The organism is Gemmobacter nanjingensis (assembly GCF_014652195.1).
In the GTDB taxonomy this organism is placed as follows: domain Bacteria; phylum Pseudomonadota; class Alphaproteobacteria; order Rhodobacterales; family Rhodobacteraceae; genus Gemmobacter; species Gemmobacter caeni.
Genome location: NZ_BMYI01000001.1, coordinates 573,570 through 590,593 on the forward strand (window position 1 = coordinate 573,570; position 17,024 = coordinate 590,593).

Here is a 17,024-nt window from a genome sequence, read left to right on the forward strand (position 1 = left end):
CCTGCAAACCAAGGGGGAAGCTGATGGCGACCGAAGTCGGAATCATAATGGGCAGCCAGTCCGACTGGCCGACGATGCGCGAGGCAGCGGCGATTCTGGACGAGCTGGGCATCCCTTATGAGGCAAAGATCGTCTCGGCCCATCGCACCCCCGACCGGCTTTGGAGCTATGGCAAGACCGCCGCAGAGCGCGGGCTGAAGGTCATCATCGCGGGCGCCGGTGGCGCGGCGCATCTGCCGGGCATGATGGCGTCGAAAACCCGCGTGCCGGTGATCGGCGTGCCCGTGCAGACCCGCGCGCTGTCGGGCGTGGACAGCCTTTATTCCATCGTCCAGATGCCCAGGGGCTTTCCGGTGGCGACCATGGCGATCGGCGCGGCCGGGGCGGCCAATGCCGGGCTGATGGCAGCGGGCATCCTCGCGCTGAACGACCCGGCACTGGCCGCGCGACTGGACGCATGGCGCGACGCGCTTTCGGCCTCCATTCCCGACGAACCCGCCGACGAATAACCCCGTCCGGGGGCCGCGCCTCGGGTTGTCAGGGGCAGGTGACCGCATGACCTCTCCCCTTCCGCAAGGCGCCACCATCGGCATTCTGGGCGGTGGCCAGCTTGGCCGGATGCTTTCCGTCGCGGCAGCGCGGCTGGGGTTCCGCAGCCATGTGTTCGAACCCGCCGCCAATCCGCCCGCCGCCCATGTGGCGGACCGGGTGACGACGGCGGGCTATGACGACGCAGCGGCGCTGGCGGCCTTTGCGGCCTCCGTCGATGTCATCACCTATGAATTCGAGAACATCCCCACCGCCGCGCTGGATCTGCTGGAGGCGGCGAAACCGATCCGCCCGAACCGCCGGGCGCTGGCCGTCAGCCAGGACCGGATTGCGGAAAAGGATTTTCTGACCGGCCTCGGCCTCAGCGTCGCGCCCTATGGGGCGGTGGACAGCCTGGATGATCTGCACGCCGCGCTGGGGCGGATCGGCGCACCGGCAATCCTCAAGACCACGCGGCTGGGCTATGACGGCAAGGGCCAGGCGCGGCTCCGCACGGCGGAGGATGCCGAGGCGGCCTTTGCCGCCATGGGCGGCGCTGCGGCGGTGCTGGAGGGGTTCGTCAACTTCAGCCACGAGGTTTCGGTGATTGCCGCGCGCGGCATCGACGGGGCGGTGGCCTGCTATGATCCGGGCGAGAATGTCCATCGCGACGGCATCCTGCACACCACGACCGTGCCCGCCCGGCTGAGTGCCGCGCAGCGCGCCGACGCGGTGCTGATCGCGGCCCGTATCCTCAACGCACTGGACTATGTCGGCGTGATGGGGGTGGAGCTGTTCGTGACACCGCAGGGCCTGCTGGTGAACGAGATCGCACCGCGGGTCCATAACTCGGGCCACTGGACGCAGAATGGCTGCGCGGTCGACCAGTTCGAGCAGCATATCCGCGCAGTGGCTGGCTGGCCGCTGGGCGATGGCAACCGCTACGCCGATGTGGTGATGGAGAACCTGATCGGCGATGACGTGCTGCGGGTGCCGCAGATCGCGGGGGAACGCAACGCGGCGCTGCATCTCTATGGCAAGGCCGAGGCACGGCCGGGCCGCAAGATGGGCCATGTGAACCGGATCAAGGGCTAAGCAGCGCCGGTCTCAGGGGCATCGAGCCCCCTCGCCCGGCATTGCCATGGCCTGCGGTGAACGCGTGCCTGCGCCCGGCACCGGAATGGCGGCACCGGCGGCTTGAGTATTTGGCCAAGAAGCAAAAGCCTCAGCGGCGTGGCAGGGTGGCGAGAGCGACGCCCGCCATTACGATGGCCGAGGCCGCCAGTGCAGGGAGGCCCGGAACCTCGGCCAGAAGTGCGACGCCTCCGAGCAGGGCGATCACGGGAACCGCCATCTGCGCCACCGCCGCGCGTCCTGCGCCAAGTTGGAGCACCAGTGCGTACCAGAGGGCATAGCCGAGGCCGGAGGTGACCGCGCCTGAAACAAGTGCCAGCAGCCAGCCCTGCGCATTCGGCAGCGTGGCGCCGGGCCAGATCAACGGCAACGCGGCCAATGGCAGGCACCAGAGGAAATTCGCGGCGGTTGAGGCCAGCGGATCAGCCACGCGACGCCCGGCCAGCGAATAAATCCCCCACCCCAGCGCGGCGGCGAGCATCAGGGCTGCGGCGCGGAAGGACGGCACCGCGCCAGCCGAGGGCAACATCAGCCAGACCAGCCCGGCAAAGGCCAGCGCGGCACCGAGGCTGCGCCTGGGCGGCACCTTCTCTCCTGACAGGAGCGCACCTGCGAACATGGTGATCTGCACGCCGCCGAACAGGATCAGTGCGCCGGTTCCCGCCGCAAGTTCCAGATAGGACAGCGAGAAGCCCAGCATATAAGCGGCCAGCGCCAGCACCGGCACCGGGCGCAATGCGGGCAGCCGCTTGCCCCGCACCTGCACCAGCGCCAGAAGCGTCGCGGCCCCTGCCGCAACCCGGATCGCGGCGAAGGCCAGGGGATCGGCGCCGCCACCGGCCAGTGCTGCCCGGTTCAGGAGTGAGTTCGCCGCGAAGGCGCAGAGTGTGAGCAGGGTCAACCAGAAGAGCCGCATGGCGCCACGCTACGCGCGCGGCGGCGCCGCCTGCAAGGGATGTTCGGCGCGGCAGCGGTCTTTCCTCCCGCAGCGAAGGGTGCGGCGCAGGCGGGAAAGGCAGCGTTTCGGTGCCGGAATAGAAAAGGGCGCCCCGAAGGGCGCCCTTCCCCGAACCGATGGTCCGGCAGATTACATCATGCCGTCCATGCCGCCCATGCCGCCCGGCATTGCCGGTGCCGACTTGTCGGCGGGCTTGTCAGCGATCATGGCTTCGGTGGTGATCAGCAGCGAGGCGACCGAAGCCGCATCTTCCAGCGCGGTGCGGGTCACTTTGGCCGGGTCGATCACGCCAAAGGTGAACATGTCACCATATTCTTCGGTCTGAGCGTTGAAGCCGAAGTTCTTGTCGCTCGCTTCGCGGACCTTGCCAGCCACCACGGCGCCGTCGACACCGGCGTTTTCGGCGATCTGACGCAGCGGCGCTTCCAGAGCGCGCTTCACGATGGCGATACCGGCGTTCTGGTCGCTGTTCTGGCCGGTGAGACCGTCCAGCGATTTGCCAGCCTGAACCAGCGCCACGCCACCGCCGACAACGATGCCTTCCTGAACGGCGGCACGAGTCGCGTTCAGCGCGTCATCCACGCGGTCCTTGCGCTCTTTCACTTCGACTTCGGTCGCACCGCCGACGCGGATCACCGCAACGCCGCCAGCCAGTTTGGCCACGCGCTCTTGCAGCTTCTCACGGTCGTAGTCCGAGGTGGTTTCCTCGATCTGGGTGCGGATCTGGGCCACGCGGGCTTCGATCTCGGACTTGTCACCGGCGCCATCAACGATGGTGGTGTTGTCCTTGCTGATCGAGACTTTCTTGGCGCGGCCGAGCATGTCGATGGTGACATTTTCGAGCTTCATGCCCAGATCGTCGGAGATCACCTGACCGCCGGTCAGGATGGCGATGTCTTGCAGCATGGCCTTGCGACGGTCGCCGAAGCCCGGCGCCTTCACGGCAGCGATTTTCAGACCGCCACGCAGCTTGTTCACGACGAGCGTGGCCAGAGCCTCGCCTTCCACGTCTTCAGCCACGATGATCAGCGGCTTTTGCGACTGGATCACCGCTTCCAGCAGCGGGACCATCGGTTGCAGCGACGAGAGTTTCTTCTCGTGCAGCAGGATCAGTGCGTCTTCCAGTTCCGCGACCATCTTGTCGGGATTGGTGACGAAGTAGGGGGACAGGTAGCCGCGGTCGAACTGCATGCCTTCGACGACTTCGACTTCGGTATCCATGCCCTTGTTTTCTTCGACGGTGATCACACCCTCGTTGCCGACCTTCTGCATCGCGTCAGCGATGAAGCGGCCGATCTGGGCTTCGCCGTTGGCCGAAATGGTGCCGACCTGAGCGACTTCGTCCGAGTCCTTCACCGGACGCGCGGCGCCCTTGATGGTCTCGACGACCTTGGTGGTGGCCATGTCGATGCCACGCTTCAGGTCCATCGGGTTCATGCCCGCGGCGACAGCCTTCAGGCCTTCCTTGATGATGGCCTGCGCCAGCACGGTCGCGGTGGTGGTGCCGTCGCCGGCCTCGTCATTGGTGCGCGAGGCGACTTCTTTCACCATCTGCGCGCCCATGTTCTCGAACTTGTCCTGAAGTTCGATTTCCTTGGCGACGGAAACGCCGTCCTTGGTGATGCGCGGGGCACCGAACGACTTTTCGATGACCACGTTGCGGCCTTTCGGGCCGAGGGTCACTTTCACGGCATCGGCGAGGATGTTCACGCCGCGCAGCATGCGGTCGCGGGCATCGGTATCGAACTTGACGTCCTTGGCAGCCATGTGCTTGCTCCAGTTGTCTTGAATTTCAGAAAATGGGGTCCGTCACCGGCCCCCGGATCAGGAAGACCGACCTCAGGCGATGACGCCGAGGATGTCGCTTTCCTTCATGATCAGAAGCTCTTCGCCTTCCAGCGTCACTTCGGTGCCCGACCATTTGCCGAACAGGATGCGGTCGCCCGCCTTCACCGTCATGGGGATCAGCTCGCCCGAATCCTTGCGGGCGCCTTCGCCGCAGGAGACGACTTCACCCTCTGCGGGCTTTTCCTTGGCGCTGTCGGGGATGATCAGACCGCCCTTGGTCTTTTCGTCGCTCTGGACGCGCTTGACCAGAACACGGTCATGAAGCGGTTTGAAAGCCATCTGGATACACTCCCTAGGTTCCAGTTAGAAATCCGGTTAGCACTCACCGTCAGCGAGTGCCAACGCCGCGAGAGTTAGGCATGGTCCGCCGGGCTGTCAACGCCTGCATCCGAAATTTTCGACGAAAAATTTTACCCCGCGCTGCCTTCCCGAGACCGGCCCCCTGTGCAAGGCTGCGCATATGTTGAAGCTTTCCCTGTTCCGCTCCGCCGCGCTTGCGCTGGCCCTTTTCGCCCTGCCCCAGGACGCGGTCGCCCGCTGTGCCGGGCAGAACCTGCTGGCCGACCTGCCCGCCGCCGAATCGGCGGAACTGGCCGATGCGACAGCGGCGCAGCCCTATGCGCAGGGCAATCTGTGGCAGGCCACCAAAGGCGACCGTCAGATCTATCTGCTGGGCACCTATCACATGCCCGATGCCCGGCACGCCGCCACCCTGGCCGAGGTGACGCCACTACTGGCCGGGGTCGATACCCTGCTGGTCGAGGCAGGGCCAGAGGAGGAGCGTGCGCTGAAGCACGAGATTGCCAGCAATCCGGGGTTGCTGTTCCTGACCGAGGGGCCAAGCCTGCTGGAACGCTTTGGCCCCGAGGAATGGGCCGGTGTTGCCGCAGCGCTGGAGGCGCGCAAGATTCCCGCCGTCATGGCGGCCAAGATGCGCCCCTGGTATCTGGCGACCATGCTGGGCATCGCGCCCTGCGACATGGCCGAGGCGCAGGCGGGCCGCGGGCTGGATCATCTGGTGATGGAACAGGCGGCGGAAACCGGGGTGCCGGTGCGGGCGCTGGAACCCTACACCACGCTGTTCGCCATCTTCGACGAATTGTCGATGGAGGAACAGATCGACATGCTGCGCGCCACACTTCAGATGGAGCCGCAGATCGCCGATTTCGCCACCACCATGGCCGACGGCTATTTCGCCGGCGACACCCGCCGCATCTGGGAATACATGCGGCTGTCGAGCCACGATGCCCCCGGCTACACGCCGGAAAAGGCCGAGGCGGAGTTTGCCCGGATGGAAGACATCCTGATGACCCGCCGCAACAAGGCGTGGATCCCTGTGATCGAGGACGCCACCGCGACCGGCCCCACCTTCGCGGCCTTCGGCGCCCTGCATCTGGCAGGCAAGACCGGCGTTTTGAACCTGCTGACCGAACAGGGCTGGACGGTGGAGCGGATCGCGCTGCCGTCGGAGGGTTAATACCCTCACACGAACGTTGAGATAGCTATGTTGACGTCAGTCGTGGTTAGAATGCTATGAGGTTTCAGCATTAAAGTTAGTGATATTAAAGTCTGAAACTTTATCAGACAGTCAGATTTGCTAAATCACCATATTAGCGCATTTCCCTTACTTCAAATCACTAACCGCGAAAAGACACATACCCGCGGCCCGATCTCCCGTTTCGAGACCTCTTTCAAATTTCCACTCAGATTCACTAAAAAAATGAACCCGCAATCGAATAAATTGCACGCCTCTCACATCTTCGTAGCTGCCACAAACAGCCATTCGACCCTCAAAGCTTTTGTAGACCCACCAGCTATCGAAATTATATCCTCGCGCTTGAGGATCATACTTGCCAATTTCCTGCAACGCATCATCAATGACCCTCGGGGACGCAGGAAGAGATCTGTGCGCGGCCCTGCCCACCAAAACTCTGTGTATTGCTTCCCTGCGAACAGGAATATTGTTGCGCTCCGCAAAGGCCGCAATAAGACCGGGCAAATCTTTCGGTGAGAATACATCAGGTATCTCTCCTGCCTGCCTCAAAGCCTCGATTGCATATTTTGAAAGCTTGACCTCATCAGCGAACAGAGGATTTACCGAGAAGGATACCGCATACAGTATTGCAATCCGCAACTTATTTTTCAACATAATCAAAACTCGTGGCACGCCCTTCCCCTTTTAATGCCGGACTACGTTTTTGTCCATTATGCATCGTCAATCTTTCGGCCTATCGCCCAATGTAGTATGCTGCGACACTGCAGGCTGACAGCCAACACAAACCTGCCCCCTTCCAACCAAACGGAGCCAACCTCATGCCCTCCATCACCGGCGGATGCCTTTGCGGGGCCTTGCGGATCGAGGCGCGGGGGCGGCCGTTGCGGGTGGGGGTTTGTCATTGCCTTGACTGCCGCAAGCATCACGGGGCGCTGTTTCATGCCTCGGCGATCTTTCCCGAAACGGCGGTCACCGTGACCGGCAGGGCGCAGGGCTATGCCGGGCGGTTTTTCTGCCCGACCTGCGGTTCGCCGGTGTTTTCGCGCACCGGCACCGAGGTGGAGGTGCATCTGGGCACGCTGGATGCCTCCGACCAGTTCGTGCCCGGCTACGAGCTTTGGACCATCCGCCGCGAAAGCTGGCTGCCGCCCTTCCCCGGCACGCGGCTTTATCCGCAGGACCGCGACGAGTGACCCATCGGCGGCAAGCTGTCACCCCGCCCCCGGCCTCCCGTGACAAGCGCGCTTTCCTTCCCTATAAGGCGCGCGAAACCATTCCATCCACGGGTTAGATTCATGATCAAGGTCTTCGGCCACAAATCCCCCGACACCGATTCCACCGGCTCGCCCATCGCCTGGGCCTGGTATCTGACCGAGGTGAAAGGCACCCCGGCCGAGGCCGTGCTGCTGGGAGAACCCAATACCGAGGCGGCCTTCGTGCTCCGGCACTGGGATCTGCCGAAACCCGCGATCATCGCCGATGTGGCGGCGGGTGAGGAAGTGGTGATCGTCGACACCAACAACCCCGCCGAACTGCCGCCCTCGGTGAACGACGCGAAGATCCTTGGCATCATCGACCATCACATGCTGGTCGGCGGCATCAAAACCAAGACGCCGATCGACATTACCATGCGGCCGCTGGCCTGCACCTCGACCATCCTCTACGATCTGATGGGCGCCGACGTGGCGCGCGCGCCGCGCGGCATCAAGGGTGCCATGCTGTCCTGCATCCTGTCGGACACGCTGGAATTCCGCAGCCCGACCACCACCGACCATGACCGTAAGGTGGCTGAGGCGCTGGCCGCAGATCTGGGTGTCTCGATCCCCGAATTCGCCGCCGCCATGTTCGAAGCGAAATCCGATGTCTCCGCCTTCTCGGATGCCGAACTGCTGCGGATGGATTCGAAAGAATACAATGTCGCCGGCAAGGAACTGCGCGTCAGCGTGCTGGAAACCACCGCGCCGAAGATCCTGCTGGACCGCAAGGACAGCCTGATGGCCTCGATGCCTGCCGTCGCGCAGGAAGATGGCGCCGATCAGGTGCTGCTGTTCATCATCGACATCCTGAAGGAAGAAGCGACGCTGCTGGTGCCGAACGATCTGGTGAAGCAACTGGCCGAAGCCTCGTTTGGCTGCGCTGTGTCCGGTGACAGCGTGGTGCTGCCGGGCATCATGAGCCGCAAGAAGCAGATCATCCCGTCGCTGACGCTCTGATCACCTGCCGATTCACGACCGGGCCGGGGAACCCTCCCCGGCCCGTCGCCGTTCCGCCCCTGCTGTCACAAAGCTGTCGGGCCCTTGCGCCAGACTGCGCCCGATCCTCCCCTGAAAGGCCTGCCATGACCCAGATGATCGCCTCGCTTTCCGAAATTTCCGGCCGTTACCGTGCGGTGTTCTGCGATCTCTGGGGCTGCCTGCACAATGGCAAGACCCCCTTCCCCACCGCCGTCGCCGCCTTGCAACAATTCCGTGCAAGCGGTGGCTTCGTCGTCCTGATGACCAATGCACCGCGCCCTTTCGGCTCGGTCGCGGCACAGCTTGACCGGATCGGGGCACCGCGTGACTGCTATGATATGATCGTCTCCTCGGGTGATGCCGCTCAGCAGGCGCTGGTCAGCGGCGCGGTCGGGCGCCGCGTGGCCTTCCTTGGCGCGGAAAAGGACATGCCCTTCTTCACCGACCTGCCACCCGAGTTGAAGGGCAATGACCCGATCACCTTTGTGCCGATGGCCGAGGCCGAGGGCATCGTCTGCACCGGCCTGCGCGACGATCTGACCGAGACGCCTGAAGACTACCGGACCGAACTGGCACTCGGCAAGGCGCGCGGGCTGACCATGCTCTGCGCCAACCCCGATATCGTGGTCGATATGGGCGACAAGCGGGTCTATTGCGCCGGGGCGCTGGCGAAGGATTACGAGGAACGCGGCGGCACCGCGCTGTATTTCGGCAAGCCGCATCCGCCGATCTACGATCTCGCCCGCCGGAAAATGGCCGAAACCGCCGAACCTTTGTCCAATGACGACATCCTGTGCATTGGCGACGGACCCTGGACCGATATTCTGGGTGGCCAGAACGAAGGGATCGACACGCTGTTCATCACCGGCGGGATTGTGGCAGATCGGTTCGGCGCGGATTCCGCCAATCCTGACAAGGCTTTGCTGGAAAGCTGGCTGGAGGCGGAGGGGCTGTCACCTACCTATGCCATGCCGCACCTGGCCTGACGGCACAGCAACATTATTACCACTTTTGTCGCACCTGCGCCAAATAATTACCCGCGCAATTGCGCTGCGACGCAGCATATGCTACGTTGCAGCGCAGGAACCGGAGGATTCGCAGGATGCTCGACAACATGCCCCGCGGGACGATCTGCATTGAAGACATCGAAATCGGCATGAGCCGCCATCTGCGGAAAACCGTGACCGACCGGGATATCGAACTCTTCGCCGAGGTCTCGACCGACAGGAACCCGGTGCATCTGGACGATGCCTATGCGCAGGACACCATCTTTGAAGGCCGGATTGCTCACGGGATGCTGACCGCCGGGCTGATTTCGGCGGTGATCGGCGAACAGCTTCCCGGTCATGGTACGGTTTATCTGGGCCAGTCGCTGAAGTTCATGGCGCCCGTGCGCCCCGGCGATACCGTCTATGCCGAGGTCAAGGTGACGGCCATTGACCATGCGAAGCGCCGTGTGACCCTTGAAACCCATTGCGCCGTGGGTAATACCGTGGTGCTGAAGGGCGAGGCGCTGGTTCTGGCGCCAAGCCGCAAGTTCGACTGAGGGCAGGACGGCCCTCGCCACGGGGTCGCATGAAGATAGTCAGGCACTGGCAGGGGCTGGCACCGCAGGATCGCGGCGCGTCGATTGCCATGGGCAATTTCGATGGCGTGCATCTGGGGCACCGCTCGGTGATCGAGGCGGCGGCTGCGCACGGGCCGCTGGGCGTGCTGACTTTCGAGCCTCACCCGCGCGAGTTTTTCGCCCCCGCCGCCCCGCCCTTCCGGCTGATGAATGCCGAGGCGCGGGCCAACCGGCTGGCCAAGCTGGGCGTAGCCCATCTTTACGAACTGCCGTTCAACGGCACCATGGCGGCCTTCACCCCGGCGGAATTCGCCGAAGAGGTGCTGGCACGCGGTCTGGGTGCCGCCCATGTCACCGTTGGCGCTGATTTCTGTTTTGGCAAAGGTCGCAGCGGCACGGTCGCGGATCTGAAGGCAGAGGGCGCGCGACTGGGCTTTGGCGTCACCGTCGCACCGCTGCTGAAGATCGGTGCGCAGGAAGTCTCCTCCACCGCCATCCGCACCGCCTTGGCCGAAGGCCGCCCGCGCGATGCCGCCGACATGCTGGGCCACCTGCATCGGATCGACGGCGAAGTGCTGCATGGCGAAAAGCGCGGCCGCGAACTGGGCTTTCCCACCGCGAACATGAGCGTGGCGGGCCTGCATCTGCCAAAGCTTGGCGTCTATGCGGTGAAGGTCGATGTGCTGACCGGGCCGCAGGCTGGCAGCTATGGTGGCGCGGCAAGCCTTGGCGTGCGGCCGATGTTCGGGGAAAACACCCCGAACCTTGAAACCTATATCTTTGATTTCAAGGGCGATCTTTACGGACAGCACATTTCCGTCGCGCTGGTCGATTATCTGCGACCGGAGATGAAGTTCGACGGCCTGCCTGCTCTCATCGACCAGATGAACACTGATTGCGCCCGCGCGCGCGACATTCTGGCGGGGGCATGATGCGCCCGGGCTTCTGGGAAACCGTGCCGCTGGACCGGATGCGCCCCGAGGAATGGGAAGCGCTGTGCGACGGCTGCGGCAAGTGCTGTCTGAACAAGATCGAATATGAAGACACCGGCGAGGTGGAATTCACCCGCATCGCCTGTCGCCTGCTGGACGGCGAGTCCTGCCGCTGCACGCAATATCCGATCCGCAAGCAATTCGTGCCCGATTGCGTGCAGCTGACACCCGCAACGCTGCCGAATATCGCCTACTGGATGCCCCGAACCTGCGCCTACCGCCTGCTCTATGAAGGCAAGCCGCTGCCCGACTGGCACCCGCTGCTGACTGGCAACCCGGAATCGGTGCACGAGGCCGGCGCCAGCGTGCGCGGCTGGACGGTGCCGGAATTTGAAGTTCCCGAAGAAGACTGGGACGATTACGTCATCGACGAAACGCCCTGACCCTGCCAGCGGAGGCCGCCCGATGTATTTCACCTCTGACAATGCCGCCGGTGTGCCGCCCGAGGTTCTGGCCGCGCTGACCAGGGCGAACACCGGATATACCAAGGGCTACGGCGCTGAAGACCTGTCACTGGCGGTAGAGGCGCGGCTGCGCGAGGTGCTCGAAGCGCCCGAAGCGCGGGTGTTCCTTGTCGCCACCGGCACGGCGGCCAATGCGCTGGCGCTGGCCTGCCTTTGCCCGCCCTGGGGCACGGTGCTGTGTCATCCGCAGGCCCATATCGCCGAGGATGAATGCGGCGCGCCCGAGTTTTTCACCCATGGCGCGAAGCTGGTGCATTGCGCGGGCGCGCATGGCCGCATCGCGCCCGAGGCACTGGTGCAGGCGTTGGGTGCCACAGGGGCGAGCGTCCATAACAGCCAGCGCGGCGCGCTGTCGCTGACCAATGTGACAGAGGCGGGCACTGTTTACTCCGCCGCGCAGACCGCGCAACTGGCTGGAATGGCGCGCGGCGCCGGGATGCCGGTTCATCTCGATGGCGCGCGCTTTGCCAATGCGGTTGTGGCCACAGGCGCCAGCCCCGCCGATCTGACATGGCGCGCCGGGGTCGATGCGCTGTCCTTCGGCGGCACCAAGAACGGGCTTATGGGGGTAGAGGCGGTGGTGATCTTCGACCCCGCCCGCGCCTGGGAATTTGAGCTGCGCCGCAAGCGCGGCGGGCATCTGCTGTCGAAAGGCCGCTATCTGGCGGCGCAGATGGCAGCGATGCTGGAAGGGCGGCGCTGGCTGGACTGGGCCGCGCAGGCCAATGCCATGGGCGCCCGGCTGGCCGAAGGGCTGGTGGCGCGCGGCGTCGCACTGCGCCACCCGGTCGAGGCCAGTATCCTGTTCCCGCTCTGGCCCAAGGGAACCTCGGCCCGGCTGCGCGCGGGCGGGGCGATGTTCTATGACATGCCCGCGCCCGAGGGGCAGGAGGGCGCCCGTCTGGTGACAAGCTGGGCCACGACCGAGGCGGATGTGGATCGTTTTCTTGCGCTGATCTAGCCTCGGATCGCCGCGACCACAGCGGCAGAATGGGTGATCGGCACCATATGCGCAGCTCCCGGCACCGAGACCCGCCGCGCGCCCGGAATGCGTGCTGCCAGCGCGCCATGGATCGCTCCGATCACAGCCGGGCTTTCCGCCCCTTCCAACAGCAGAACCGGCACGTTGATCGCCTCCAGCCGCCCCGGCGCTGTCAGACCCGGACGGTCCTCCAGCAGCACAGGATTCTGTGCCCGCACCAGCGGCATGCGATCCGCCATGTAGCGGCGCTGCATTTCCGGCAGGCTGCCGAAATCGCCGACACCCCAGTGTTTGTGGAACAATGCGGCAGCGGCGAAAGGATCGCCATCCATCTGCGCGTCAACCGCCATATAGACCCGCGCGAAGTCGTCAAACTCCGGCGTGCCGCGCACGATGGCGAACAGCACTGGCTCGATCAGCACCAGACGGCGGACCAGATCGGGGCGTTCCACCGTCAGACGCAGCGCCACGGTCGCCCCGAAACTATGCCCGAACAGATCGACCGGACCGTCCGCACGCTCTGCCAGTTCGGCGGCAATCGCCGTGGCAAGGCCATGCAGATCCCCCCCCGGCGGCAAGTCGGCGCTGCGGCCATGGCCCGGCAGATCCGGCGCAGTCAGCGAAAGCTCCGGCAACCCGGTCGCCACACCCGACCACGCCCCCGCATGGGCCAGCGAGCAATGCAGCGCCAGGGCCGGGCGCCCGCCCTGCCCCCAGTGCCGATAGGCCGTCGGATGGCCTGCGATGGTCTCCGGCATCAGAGCTTGCCCGACAGATGCAGATCAAGGTCTTGCAGATGATCCTGCCCCCAGAAGCCTTCGCCATCCACCAGATAGAAGGGCACGCCGAACACGCCGCGCGATACCGCCTCTTCCAGGTTGACGGCATAGGTTTCCGCCGCCGCCAGCATACCGCGCTGCGCCACAGCCGGGTCGAAACCCGCCTGTTCCATGACCGAGGCGATGACCGCGTCATCGGCAATGTCACGGTTCTCCGCCCAGCAGGCACGGGCCAGCCCATGCGTCAGTGCCCCCAGATCGCCGCCCCCCGCCGCCTGCGCCGCGATGATCGCATAGCCCGAGGGCGCCGGGTTGACCGGCCAGAACAGCGGTTGTTCGTTCAGCATCAGCCCATGCTTGCGCGACTGGCGGCGCAACTCCTGCAAGCGATAGGCACGGCGGCTTTCATGCCGCTGCGCCAGCGGCTGCCCGCCGGTCCGCGCGAACAGCCCCGCCGGGTCCAGCGGCTTGTAGCTGATCGAGGCACCGTGTCGCGCGGCAATCTCTTCCAGCCGCTGCCCCGCCAGGTAGACGAAGGGCGATACGGCGGCAAAGTAATAGTCGATATGCGGCATGGCGGCCTCCCCGAGGGCGTGAAGATTTGCGCCGACCGTAACCCGGTGGTAAGCGGTGTCAACGCTACCGGACGGTCGCGAATCCGCCGCTCTTTACAGGACCCCTCCCATGGCTGCCACCACCGAACCCAAGCTGATCGCCGGAAATGCCAACCGCGCGCTTGCGAAATCCATCGCGCGGCGCATGTCGATGCACCGCGGCATGCAGGTCGGGCTGGTGGATGCACGGGTTGAACGCTTCAATGACGGCGAAGTTTTCGTCGAGGTGTTCGAGAATGTGCGCGGCGAGGATATGTATATCATCCAGCCGACCTCGCGCCCGGCCAATGACAATCTGATGGAGCTGCTGATCATCGCCGATGCGCTGCGCCGCTCCTCCGCCGACCGCATCACCGCTGTGATCCCCTACTTCGGCTATGCCCGCCAGGACCGCCGCGCCAAGGCCCGCACCCCCATCAGCGCCAAGCTGGTGGCCAACCTGCTGACCGAAGCCGGGATCGACCGTATCCTGACGCTGGACCTGCATGCGGCGCAGATCCAGGGCTTCTTCGACATTCCGGTCGACAACCTTTATGCCAGCCCGATCTTCGCGCTGGATATCGAGCACCATTTCAAGAGCCAGATGGACGATCTGATGATCGTCTCGCCCGACGTGGGCGGTGTGGCCCGGGCGCGCGAGCTGGCCAAGCGCATCAATGCGCCGCTGTCGATCGTGGACAAGCGGCGGGAAAAGGCGGGCGAAGTCGCCGGGATGACCGTGATCGGCGACGTGAAGGGCCGCAAGTGCATCATCGTCGATGACATCTGCGATACCGCCGGAACGCTGTGCAAGGCCGCCGAGGTGCTGCTGGAGAACGGCGCGACCGAGGTCCACAGCTACATCACCCATGGCGTGCTGTCCGGCCCCGCCGTCGAACGGGTGCAGAATTCGGTCATGAAATCGCTGGTCATCACCGATTCCATCGAACCGACCGAAGCGGTGAAGAACTGCCCCAATATCCGCATCGTGCCGACAGCGCCGATGTTCGCGCAGGCAATCCTCAATATCTGGCACGGCACCAGCGTGTCGTCGCTGTTTGAAACCGAAACGCTGGTCCCGATCTACGAGGGGCTTTACCAGCGCGGCTGAGACAGACCGAAAGGCCGCCCCACCGGGCGGCCTTTTCAGTAAAGCTGCCAGTTATCTTCGTCCTGCACCGGACCAATGGCCATCCAGTCGGCCCGCACCCGTGCCACGCGCGTATCACCCCAGGTGCGAAAGACGATGTGAAATCCGGTCTCTGTCACGTTCTCGGCCGTCAGGTCCGCGCGGGAATTGTGCTTGTGGTCCATATCCCACATCGACACGCCCAGCGAGACCACGGGCGGATCAAGGAACGGCTCCTTGAAGGTGACGATGAAACGGCTTTCACGCGGCCCCTGCCCCGTCCACATCACACCGCCATCGGCAAAATCCGAGAAAAGCACGCGGCTGCCCTGATCGACCCCGAATGATCCGGTGTTGAAACGTCGCATCTGGCCTCCTTTTCGCGGCCATGCTCCGCGAGAATCTCGTCAAAAAATTGGTAACATAATGAAAAAGGCCCCGAAAGATCGGGGCCTTTCGATTGATGCCGGTTCCGCGATCAGTGGGTCGCGGCGTAGCGCAGGGCCTGAAGATCATTGACGATCTTGTCAGCGGCATCCTTGTCGTCGGCCATAGCCGCAAGGTCGCGCGCCTCCTGGATCATCTCATCCAGCAGGGTGCCGGTCAGGTCGCTGACCGGGATCGCCCGCTCTGCCAGAACCGTCACGCCCGAGGCGGTGATTTCGGCGAAGCCGCCGGTGACCGCGAAGGCCAGCGTGGCTTGCGGCGAAACCGCCTTCAGGATGCCGGGGCGCAGGGTGGTGATGGTGGCCGCATGGCCTTCCATCGCCGTCATGTCGCCATCGGCCCCCGGGATCTGCACCTCGGTCACCTGGGCGGAAGCAAGCTTCCGCTCTGGCGACACCAGGTCGAATTGCAGGGTGTTGGCCATTTACGCCCCCTTACGCCGCAGCCGCGGCGAGCTTCTGGGCCTTGGCCTTCACCTCTTCAATATCGCCGACCATGTAGAAGGCGGCTTCCGGCAGGTGGTCGTATTCGCCATTCACCACAGCCTTGAACGAGGCGATGGTTTTTTCCAGCGGCACCTGAACGCCGTCCGAGCCGGTGAAGACCTTCGCCACGTCGAAGGGCTGCGACAGGAAGCGCTGGATTTTCCGGGCGCGGGCCACGGTCAGCTTGTCCTCTTCCGACAGTTCGTCCATCCCGAGGATGGCGATGATGTCCTGAAGCGACTTGTAGCGCTGAAGGATGCCCTGCACCTGACGGGCGACGTTGTAGTGCTCTTCGCCGATCACGGACGGGTCCAGCAGACGCGAGGTCGAGTCGAGCGGGTCAACGGCCGGGTAGATGCCAAGCTCCGAGATCGCACGCGACAGCACCGTGGTGGCGTCGAGGTGGGCGAAGGAGGTGGCGGGCGCCGGGTCGGTAAGGTCGTCGGCCGGAACGTAGATCGCCTGCACCGAGGTGATCGAGCCGTTCTTGGTCGAGGTGATGCGCTCCTGCAGGGCGCCCATGTCGGTCGCCAGCGTCGGCTGGTAGCCCACGGCCGAAGGAATACGGCCCAGCAGAGCCGACACTTCCGAACCGGCCTGGGTGAAGCGGAAGATGTTGTCCACGAAGAACAGCACGTCCGTCCCCGACTGGTCGCGGAACTGTTCGGCCAGCGTCAGGCCGGTCAGCGCCACGCGGGCACGCGCGCCCGGCGGTTCGTTCATCTGGCCGTAGACCAGCGCCACTTTCGAGGCGGTCAGGTCGTCGGTCTTGATAACGCCCGATTCGATCATCTCGTGATACAGGTCGTTGCCTTCACGGGTCCGCTCACCCACGCCGGCGAACACGGAGTAGCCCGAGTGCACCTTGGCGATGTTGTTGATGAGTTCCATGATGAGAACGGTCTTGCCCACGCCGGCGCCGCCGAACAGGCCGATCTTGCCGCCCTTGGCATAGGGGGCCAGCAGGTCGATGACCTTGATGCCGGTCACCAGAACCTGGCTTTCGGTCGCCTGCGACGCGAAATCCGGGGCTTTCTGGTGGATGGCCCGCTTTTCGGTCGCCACGACCGGGCCCTTTTCGTCCACCGGCTCGCCGATGACGTTCAGGATGCGGCCGAGGGTGGCGTCACCCACCGGCACCGAGATCGGCGCGCCGGTGTCGCTCACCCTGGCGCCGCGGACGAGACCTTCAGTCGCGTCCATGGCGATGGTGCGGACAGTGTTTTCACCCAGGTGCTGGGCAACTTCCAGAACCAGCGGCTTGCCGTTGTTGTCGGTTTCAAGGGCGTTCAGAATGGCCGGCAGGGCGCCATCGAACTGAACGTCCACAACGGCGCCGATGACCTGCGTCACTTTGCCTTGTGCTTGTGCCATGTCGTTTCTCCGTTC

General features: G+C 64.4%; 20 protein-coding genes. 11 read left to right on the forward strand and 9 right to left on the reverse strand.

All coding sequences use genetic code 11. The features are described from left to right. The first annotated feature begins 23 nt into the window (after window positions 1-23). Window positions 24-509, forward strand: a complete 486-nt coding sequence (gene purE / locus IE126_RS02935) for a 5-(carboxyamino)imidazole ribonucleotide mutase (RefSeq protein ID WP_054301741.1) — start codon at window positions 24-26, stop codon at window positions 507-509. Between the two features lie 46 nt (window positions 510-555). Further along, window positions 556-1,623: a 5-(carboxyamino)imidazole ribonucleotide synthase gene (locus IE126_RS02940; RefSeq protein ID WP_189380116.1), complete on the forward strand. Its 1,068-nt coding sequence runs from the start codon at window positions 556-558 to the stop codon at window positions 1,621-1,623. 130 nt (window positions 1,624-1,753) lie between these two features. Here the strand turns inward: IE126_RS02940 and IE126_RS02945 are convergent, their stop codons facing one another. From IE126_RS02945 to IE126_RS02955, 3 genes are all read right to left on the reverse strand, one after another. After that, window positions 1,754-2,578, reverse strand: a complete 825-nt coding sequence (locus IE126_RS02945) for a DMT family transporter (RefSeq protein ID WP_189380117.1) — start codon at window positions 2,576-2,578, stop codon at window positions 1,754-1,756. A gap of 171 nt (window positions 2,579-2,749) precedes the next feature. Next, the gene (gene groL, locus IE126_RS02950; RefSeq protein ID WP_189380118.1) at window positions 2,750-4,387 is read right to left on the reverse strand and encodes a chaperonin GroEL; all 1,638 of its coding nucleotides are present in this window, start codon (window positions 4,385-4,387) and stop codon (window positions 2,750-2,752) included. Window positions 4,388-4,459: 72 nt separating this feature from the next. Continuing rightward, window positions 4,460-4,747 carry a co-chaperone GroES gene (locus tag IE126_RS02955; protein ID WP_054301737.1) on the reverse strand — a complete coding sequence of 96 codons (288 nt, stop codon included), beginning with the start codon at window positions 4,745-4,747 and terminating at the stop codon, window positions 4,460-4,462. Window positions 4,748-4,928: 181 nt separating this feature from the next. On the opposite strand from IE126_RS02955, the gene IE126_RS02960 reads away from it, so the two are divergent. After that, window positions 4,929-5,945, forward strand: a complete 1,017-nt coding sequence (locus IE126_RS02960; RefSeq protein WP_189380119.1) for a TraB/GumN family protein — start codon at window positions 4,929-4,931, stop codon at window positions 5,943-5,945. A 147-nt stretch (window positions 5,946-6,092) separates the two neighbouring features. Here the strand turns inward: IE126_RS02960 and IE126_RS02965 are convergent, their stop codons facing one another. Next, on the reverse strand, window positions 6,093-6,635 hold the full coding sequence (locus IE126_RS02965; protein ID WP_189380120.1) for a hypothetical protein: 543 nt from the start codon (window positions 6,633-6,635) through the stop codon (window positions 6,093-6,095). A 146-nt stretch (window positions 6,636-6,781) separates the two neighbouring features. Between IE126_RS02965 and IE126_RS02970 the strand changes: the two genes are divergently transcribed. The 7 genes from IE126_RS02970 (at window position 6,782) to IE126_RS03000 (ending at window position 12,181) form a co-directional block, all read left to right on the forward strand. Beyond that, a complete protein-coding gene (locus IE126_RS02970) occupies window positions 6,782-7,156 on the forward strand; it encodes a GFA family protein (protein ID WP_189380121.1) in 375 nt (124 codons plus the stop codon). 102 nt (window positions 7,157-7,258) lie between these two features. Next, the gene (locus IE126_RS02975) at window positions 7,259-8,176 is read left to right on the forward strand and encodes a manganese-dependent inorganic pyrophosphatase (RefSeq protein ID WP_108128245.1); all 918 of its coding nucleotides are present in this window, start codon (window positions 7,259-7,261) and stop codon (window positions 8,174-8,176) included. A 125-nt stretch (window positions 8,177-8,301) separates the two neighbouring features. Then, window positions 8,302-9,183: a TIGR01459 family HAD-type hydrolase gene (locus tag IE126_RS02980; protein WP_189380122.1), complete on the forward strand. Its 882-nt coding sequence runs from the start codon at window positions 8,302-8,304 to the stop codon at window positions 9,181-9,183. A 116-nt stretch (window positions 9,184-9,299) separates the two neighbouring features. Further along, a complete protein-coding gene (locus IE126_RS02985) occupies window positions 9,300-9,743 on the forward strand; it encodes a MaoC family dehydratase (RefSeq protein WP_054301732.1) in 444 nt (147 codons plus the stop codon). Window positions 9,744-9,772: 29 nt separating this feature from the next. After that, complete coding sequence (locus IE126_RS02990) at window positions 9,773-10,696, forward strand: bifunctional riboflavin kinase/FAD synthetase (protein WP_189380123.1); 924 nt, start codon at window positions 9,773-9,775, stop codon at window positions 10,694-10,696. Next, window positions 10,693-11,139 carry a YcgN family cysteine cluster protein gene (locus IE126_RS02995; RefSeq protein ID WP_189380124.1) on the forward strand — a complete coding sequence of 149 codons (447 nt, stop codon included), beginning with the start codon at window positions 10,693-10,695 and terminating at the stop codon, window positions 11,137-11,139. Before IE126_RS02990 ends, IE126_RS02995 begins: the two co-directional genes overlap by 4 nt. Window positions 11,140-11,161: 22 nt before the next feature. Continuing rightward, on the forward strand, window positions 11,162-12,181 hold the full coding sequence (locus IE126_RS03000) for a threonine aldolase family protein (RefSeq protein ID WP_189380125.1): 1,020 nt from the start codon (window positions 11,162-11,164) through the stop codon (window positions 12,179-12,181). Here IE126_RS03000 and IE126_RS03005 read toward each other — a convergent pair. Together IE126_RS03005 and IE126_RS03010 are read right to left on the reverse strand one after the other, a co-directional pair. Then, window positions 12,178-12,960 (reverse strand): alpha/beta fold hydrolase, encoded by a 783-nt coding sequence (locus tag IE126_RS03005; RefSeq protein WP_189380126.1) that lies wholly within the window; start codon window positions 12,958-12,960, stop codon window positions 12,178-12,180. The two genes, IE126_RS03000 and IE126_RS03005, sit on opposite strands and share 4 nt — an antisense overlap. Next, a complete protein-coding gene (locus tag IE126_RS03010; RefSeq protein WP_108128240.1) occupies window positions 12,960-13,556 on the reverse strand; it encodes a 2-hydroxychromene-2-carboxylate isomerase in 597 nt (198 codons plus the stop codon). Before IE126_RS03010 ends, IE126_RS03005 begins: the two co-directional genes overlap by 1 nt. A gap of 109 nt (window positions 13,557-13,665) precedes the next feature. On the opposite strand from IE126_RS03010, the gene IE126_RS03015 reads away from it, so the two are divergent. Then, a complete protein-coding gene (locus IE126_RS03015; protein WP_189380127.1) occupies window positions 13,666-14,685 on the forward strand; it encodes a ribose-phosphate pyrophosphokinase in 1,020 nt (339 codons plus the stop codon). Window positions 14,686-14,720: 35 nt separating this feature from the next. Here the strand turns inward: IE126_RS03015 and IE126_RS03020 are convergent, their stop codons facing one another. From IE126_RS03020 to atpD, 3 genes are all read right to left on the reverse strand, one after another. After that, window positions 14,721-15,071, reverse strand: coding sequence for an H-type lectin domain-containing protein (locus IE126_RS03020; protein WP_054301725.1), 351 nt, complete (start codon window positions 15,069-15,071; stop codon window positions 14,721-14,723). Between the two features lie 110 nt (window positions 15,072-15,181). Beyond that, window positions 15,182-15,574: a F0F1 ATP synthase subunit epsilon gene (locus tag IE126_RS03025; protein ID WP_054301724.1), complete on the reverse strand. Its 393-nt coding sequence runs from the start codon at window positions 15,572-15,574 to the stop codon at window positions 15,182-15,184. 10 nt (window positions 15,575-15,584) lie between these two features. Continuing rightward, window positions 15,585-17,009 carry a F0F1 ATP synthase subunit beta gene (gene atpD, locus IE126_RS03030; protein WP_054301723.1) on the reverse strand — a complete coding sequence of 475 codons (1,425 nt, stop codon included), beginning with the start codon at window positions 17,007-17,009 and terminating at the stop codon, window positions 15,585-15,587. Window positions 17,010-17,024 lie beyond the last annotated feature (15 nt).

What these genes read in the sequence shown, in the direction of transcription:
- purE (WP_054301741.1), top strand. Translation starts at nt 24, where the DNA reads ATGGCGACCGAAGTCGGAATCATAATGGGCAGCCAGTCCGACTGGCCG.
- IE126_RS02940 (WP_189380116.1), top strand. Translation starts at nt 556, where the DNA reads ATGACCTCTCCCCTTCCGCAAGGCGCCACCATCGGCATTCTGGGCGGT.
- IE126_RS02945 (WP_189380117.1), bottom strand. Translation starts at nt 2,578, where the DNA reads ATGCGGCTCTTCTGGTTGACCCTGCTCACACTCTGCGCCTTCGCGGCG.
- groL (WP_189380118.1), bottom strand. Translation starts at nt 4,387, where the DNA reads ATGGCTGCCAAGGACGTCAAGTTCGATACCGATGCCCGCGACCGCATG.
- IE126_RS02955 (WP_054301737.1), bottom strand. Translation starts at nt 4,747, where the DNA reads ATGGCTTTCAAACCGCTTCATGACCGTGTTCTGGTCAAGCGCGTCCAG.
- IE126_RS02960 (WP_189380119.1), top strand. Translation starts at nt 4,929, where the DNA reads ATGTTGAAGCTTTCCCTGTTCCGCTCCGCCGCGCTTGCGCTGGCCCTT.
- IE126_RS02970 (WP_189380121.1), top strand. Translation starts at nt 6,782, where the DNA reads ATGCCCTCCATCACCGGCGGATGCCTTTGCGGGGCCTTGCGGATCGAG.
- IE126_RS02975 (WP_108128245.1), top strand. Translation starts at nt 7,259, where the DNA reads ATGATCAAGGTCTTCGGCCACAAATCCCCCGACACCGATTCCACCGGC.
- IE126_RS02980 (WP_189380122.1), top strand. Translation starts at nt 8,302, where the DNA reads ATGACCCAGATGATCGCCTCGCTTTCCGAAATTTCCGGCCGTTACCGT.
- IE126_RS02985 (WP_054301732.1), top strand. Translation starts at nt 9,300, where the DNA reads ATGCTCGACAACATGCCCCGCGGGACGATCTGCATTGAAGACATCGAA.
- IE126_RS02990 (WP_189380123.1), top strand. Translation starts at nt 9,773, where the DNA reads ATGAAGATAGTCAGGCACTGGCAGGGGCTGGCACCGCAGGATCGCGGC.
- IE126_RS02995 (WP_189380124.1), top strand. Translation starts at nt 10,693, where the DNA reads ATGATGCGCCCGGGCTTCTGGGAAACCGTGCCGCTGGACCGGATGCGC.
- IE126_RS03000 (WP_189380125.1), top strand. Translation starts at nt 11,162, where the DNA reads ATGTATTTCACCTCTGACAATGCCGCCGGTGTGCCGCCCGAGGTTCTG.
- IE126_RS03005 (WP_189380126.1), bottom strand. Translation starts at nt 12,960, where the DNA reads ATGCCGGAGACCATCGCAGGCCATCCGACGGCCTATCGGCACTGGGGG.
- IE126_RS03010 (WP_108128240.1), bottom strand. Translation starts at nt 13,556, where the DNA reads ATGCCGCATATCGACTATTACTTTGCCGCCGTATCGCCCTTCGTCTAC.
- IE126_RS03015 (WP_189380127.1), top strand. Translation starts at nt 13,666, where the DNA reads ATGGCTGCCACCACCGAACCCAAGCTGATCGCCGGAAATGCCAACCGC.
- IE126_RS03020 (WP_054301725.1), bottom strand. Translation starts at nt 15,071, where the DNA reads ATGCGACGTTTCAACACCGGATCATTCGGGGTCGATCAGGGCAGCCGC.
- IE126_RS03025 (WP_054301724.1), bottom strand. Translation starts at nt 15,574, where the DNA reads ATGGCCAACACCCTGCAATTCGACCTGGTGTCGCCAGAGCGGAAGCTT.
- atpD (WP_054301723.1), bottom strand. Translation starts at nt 17,009, where the DNA reads ATGGCACAAGCACAAGGCAAAGTGACGCAGGTCATCGGCGCCGTTGTG.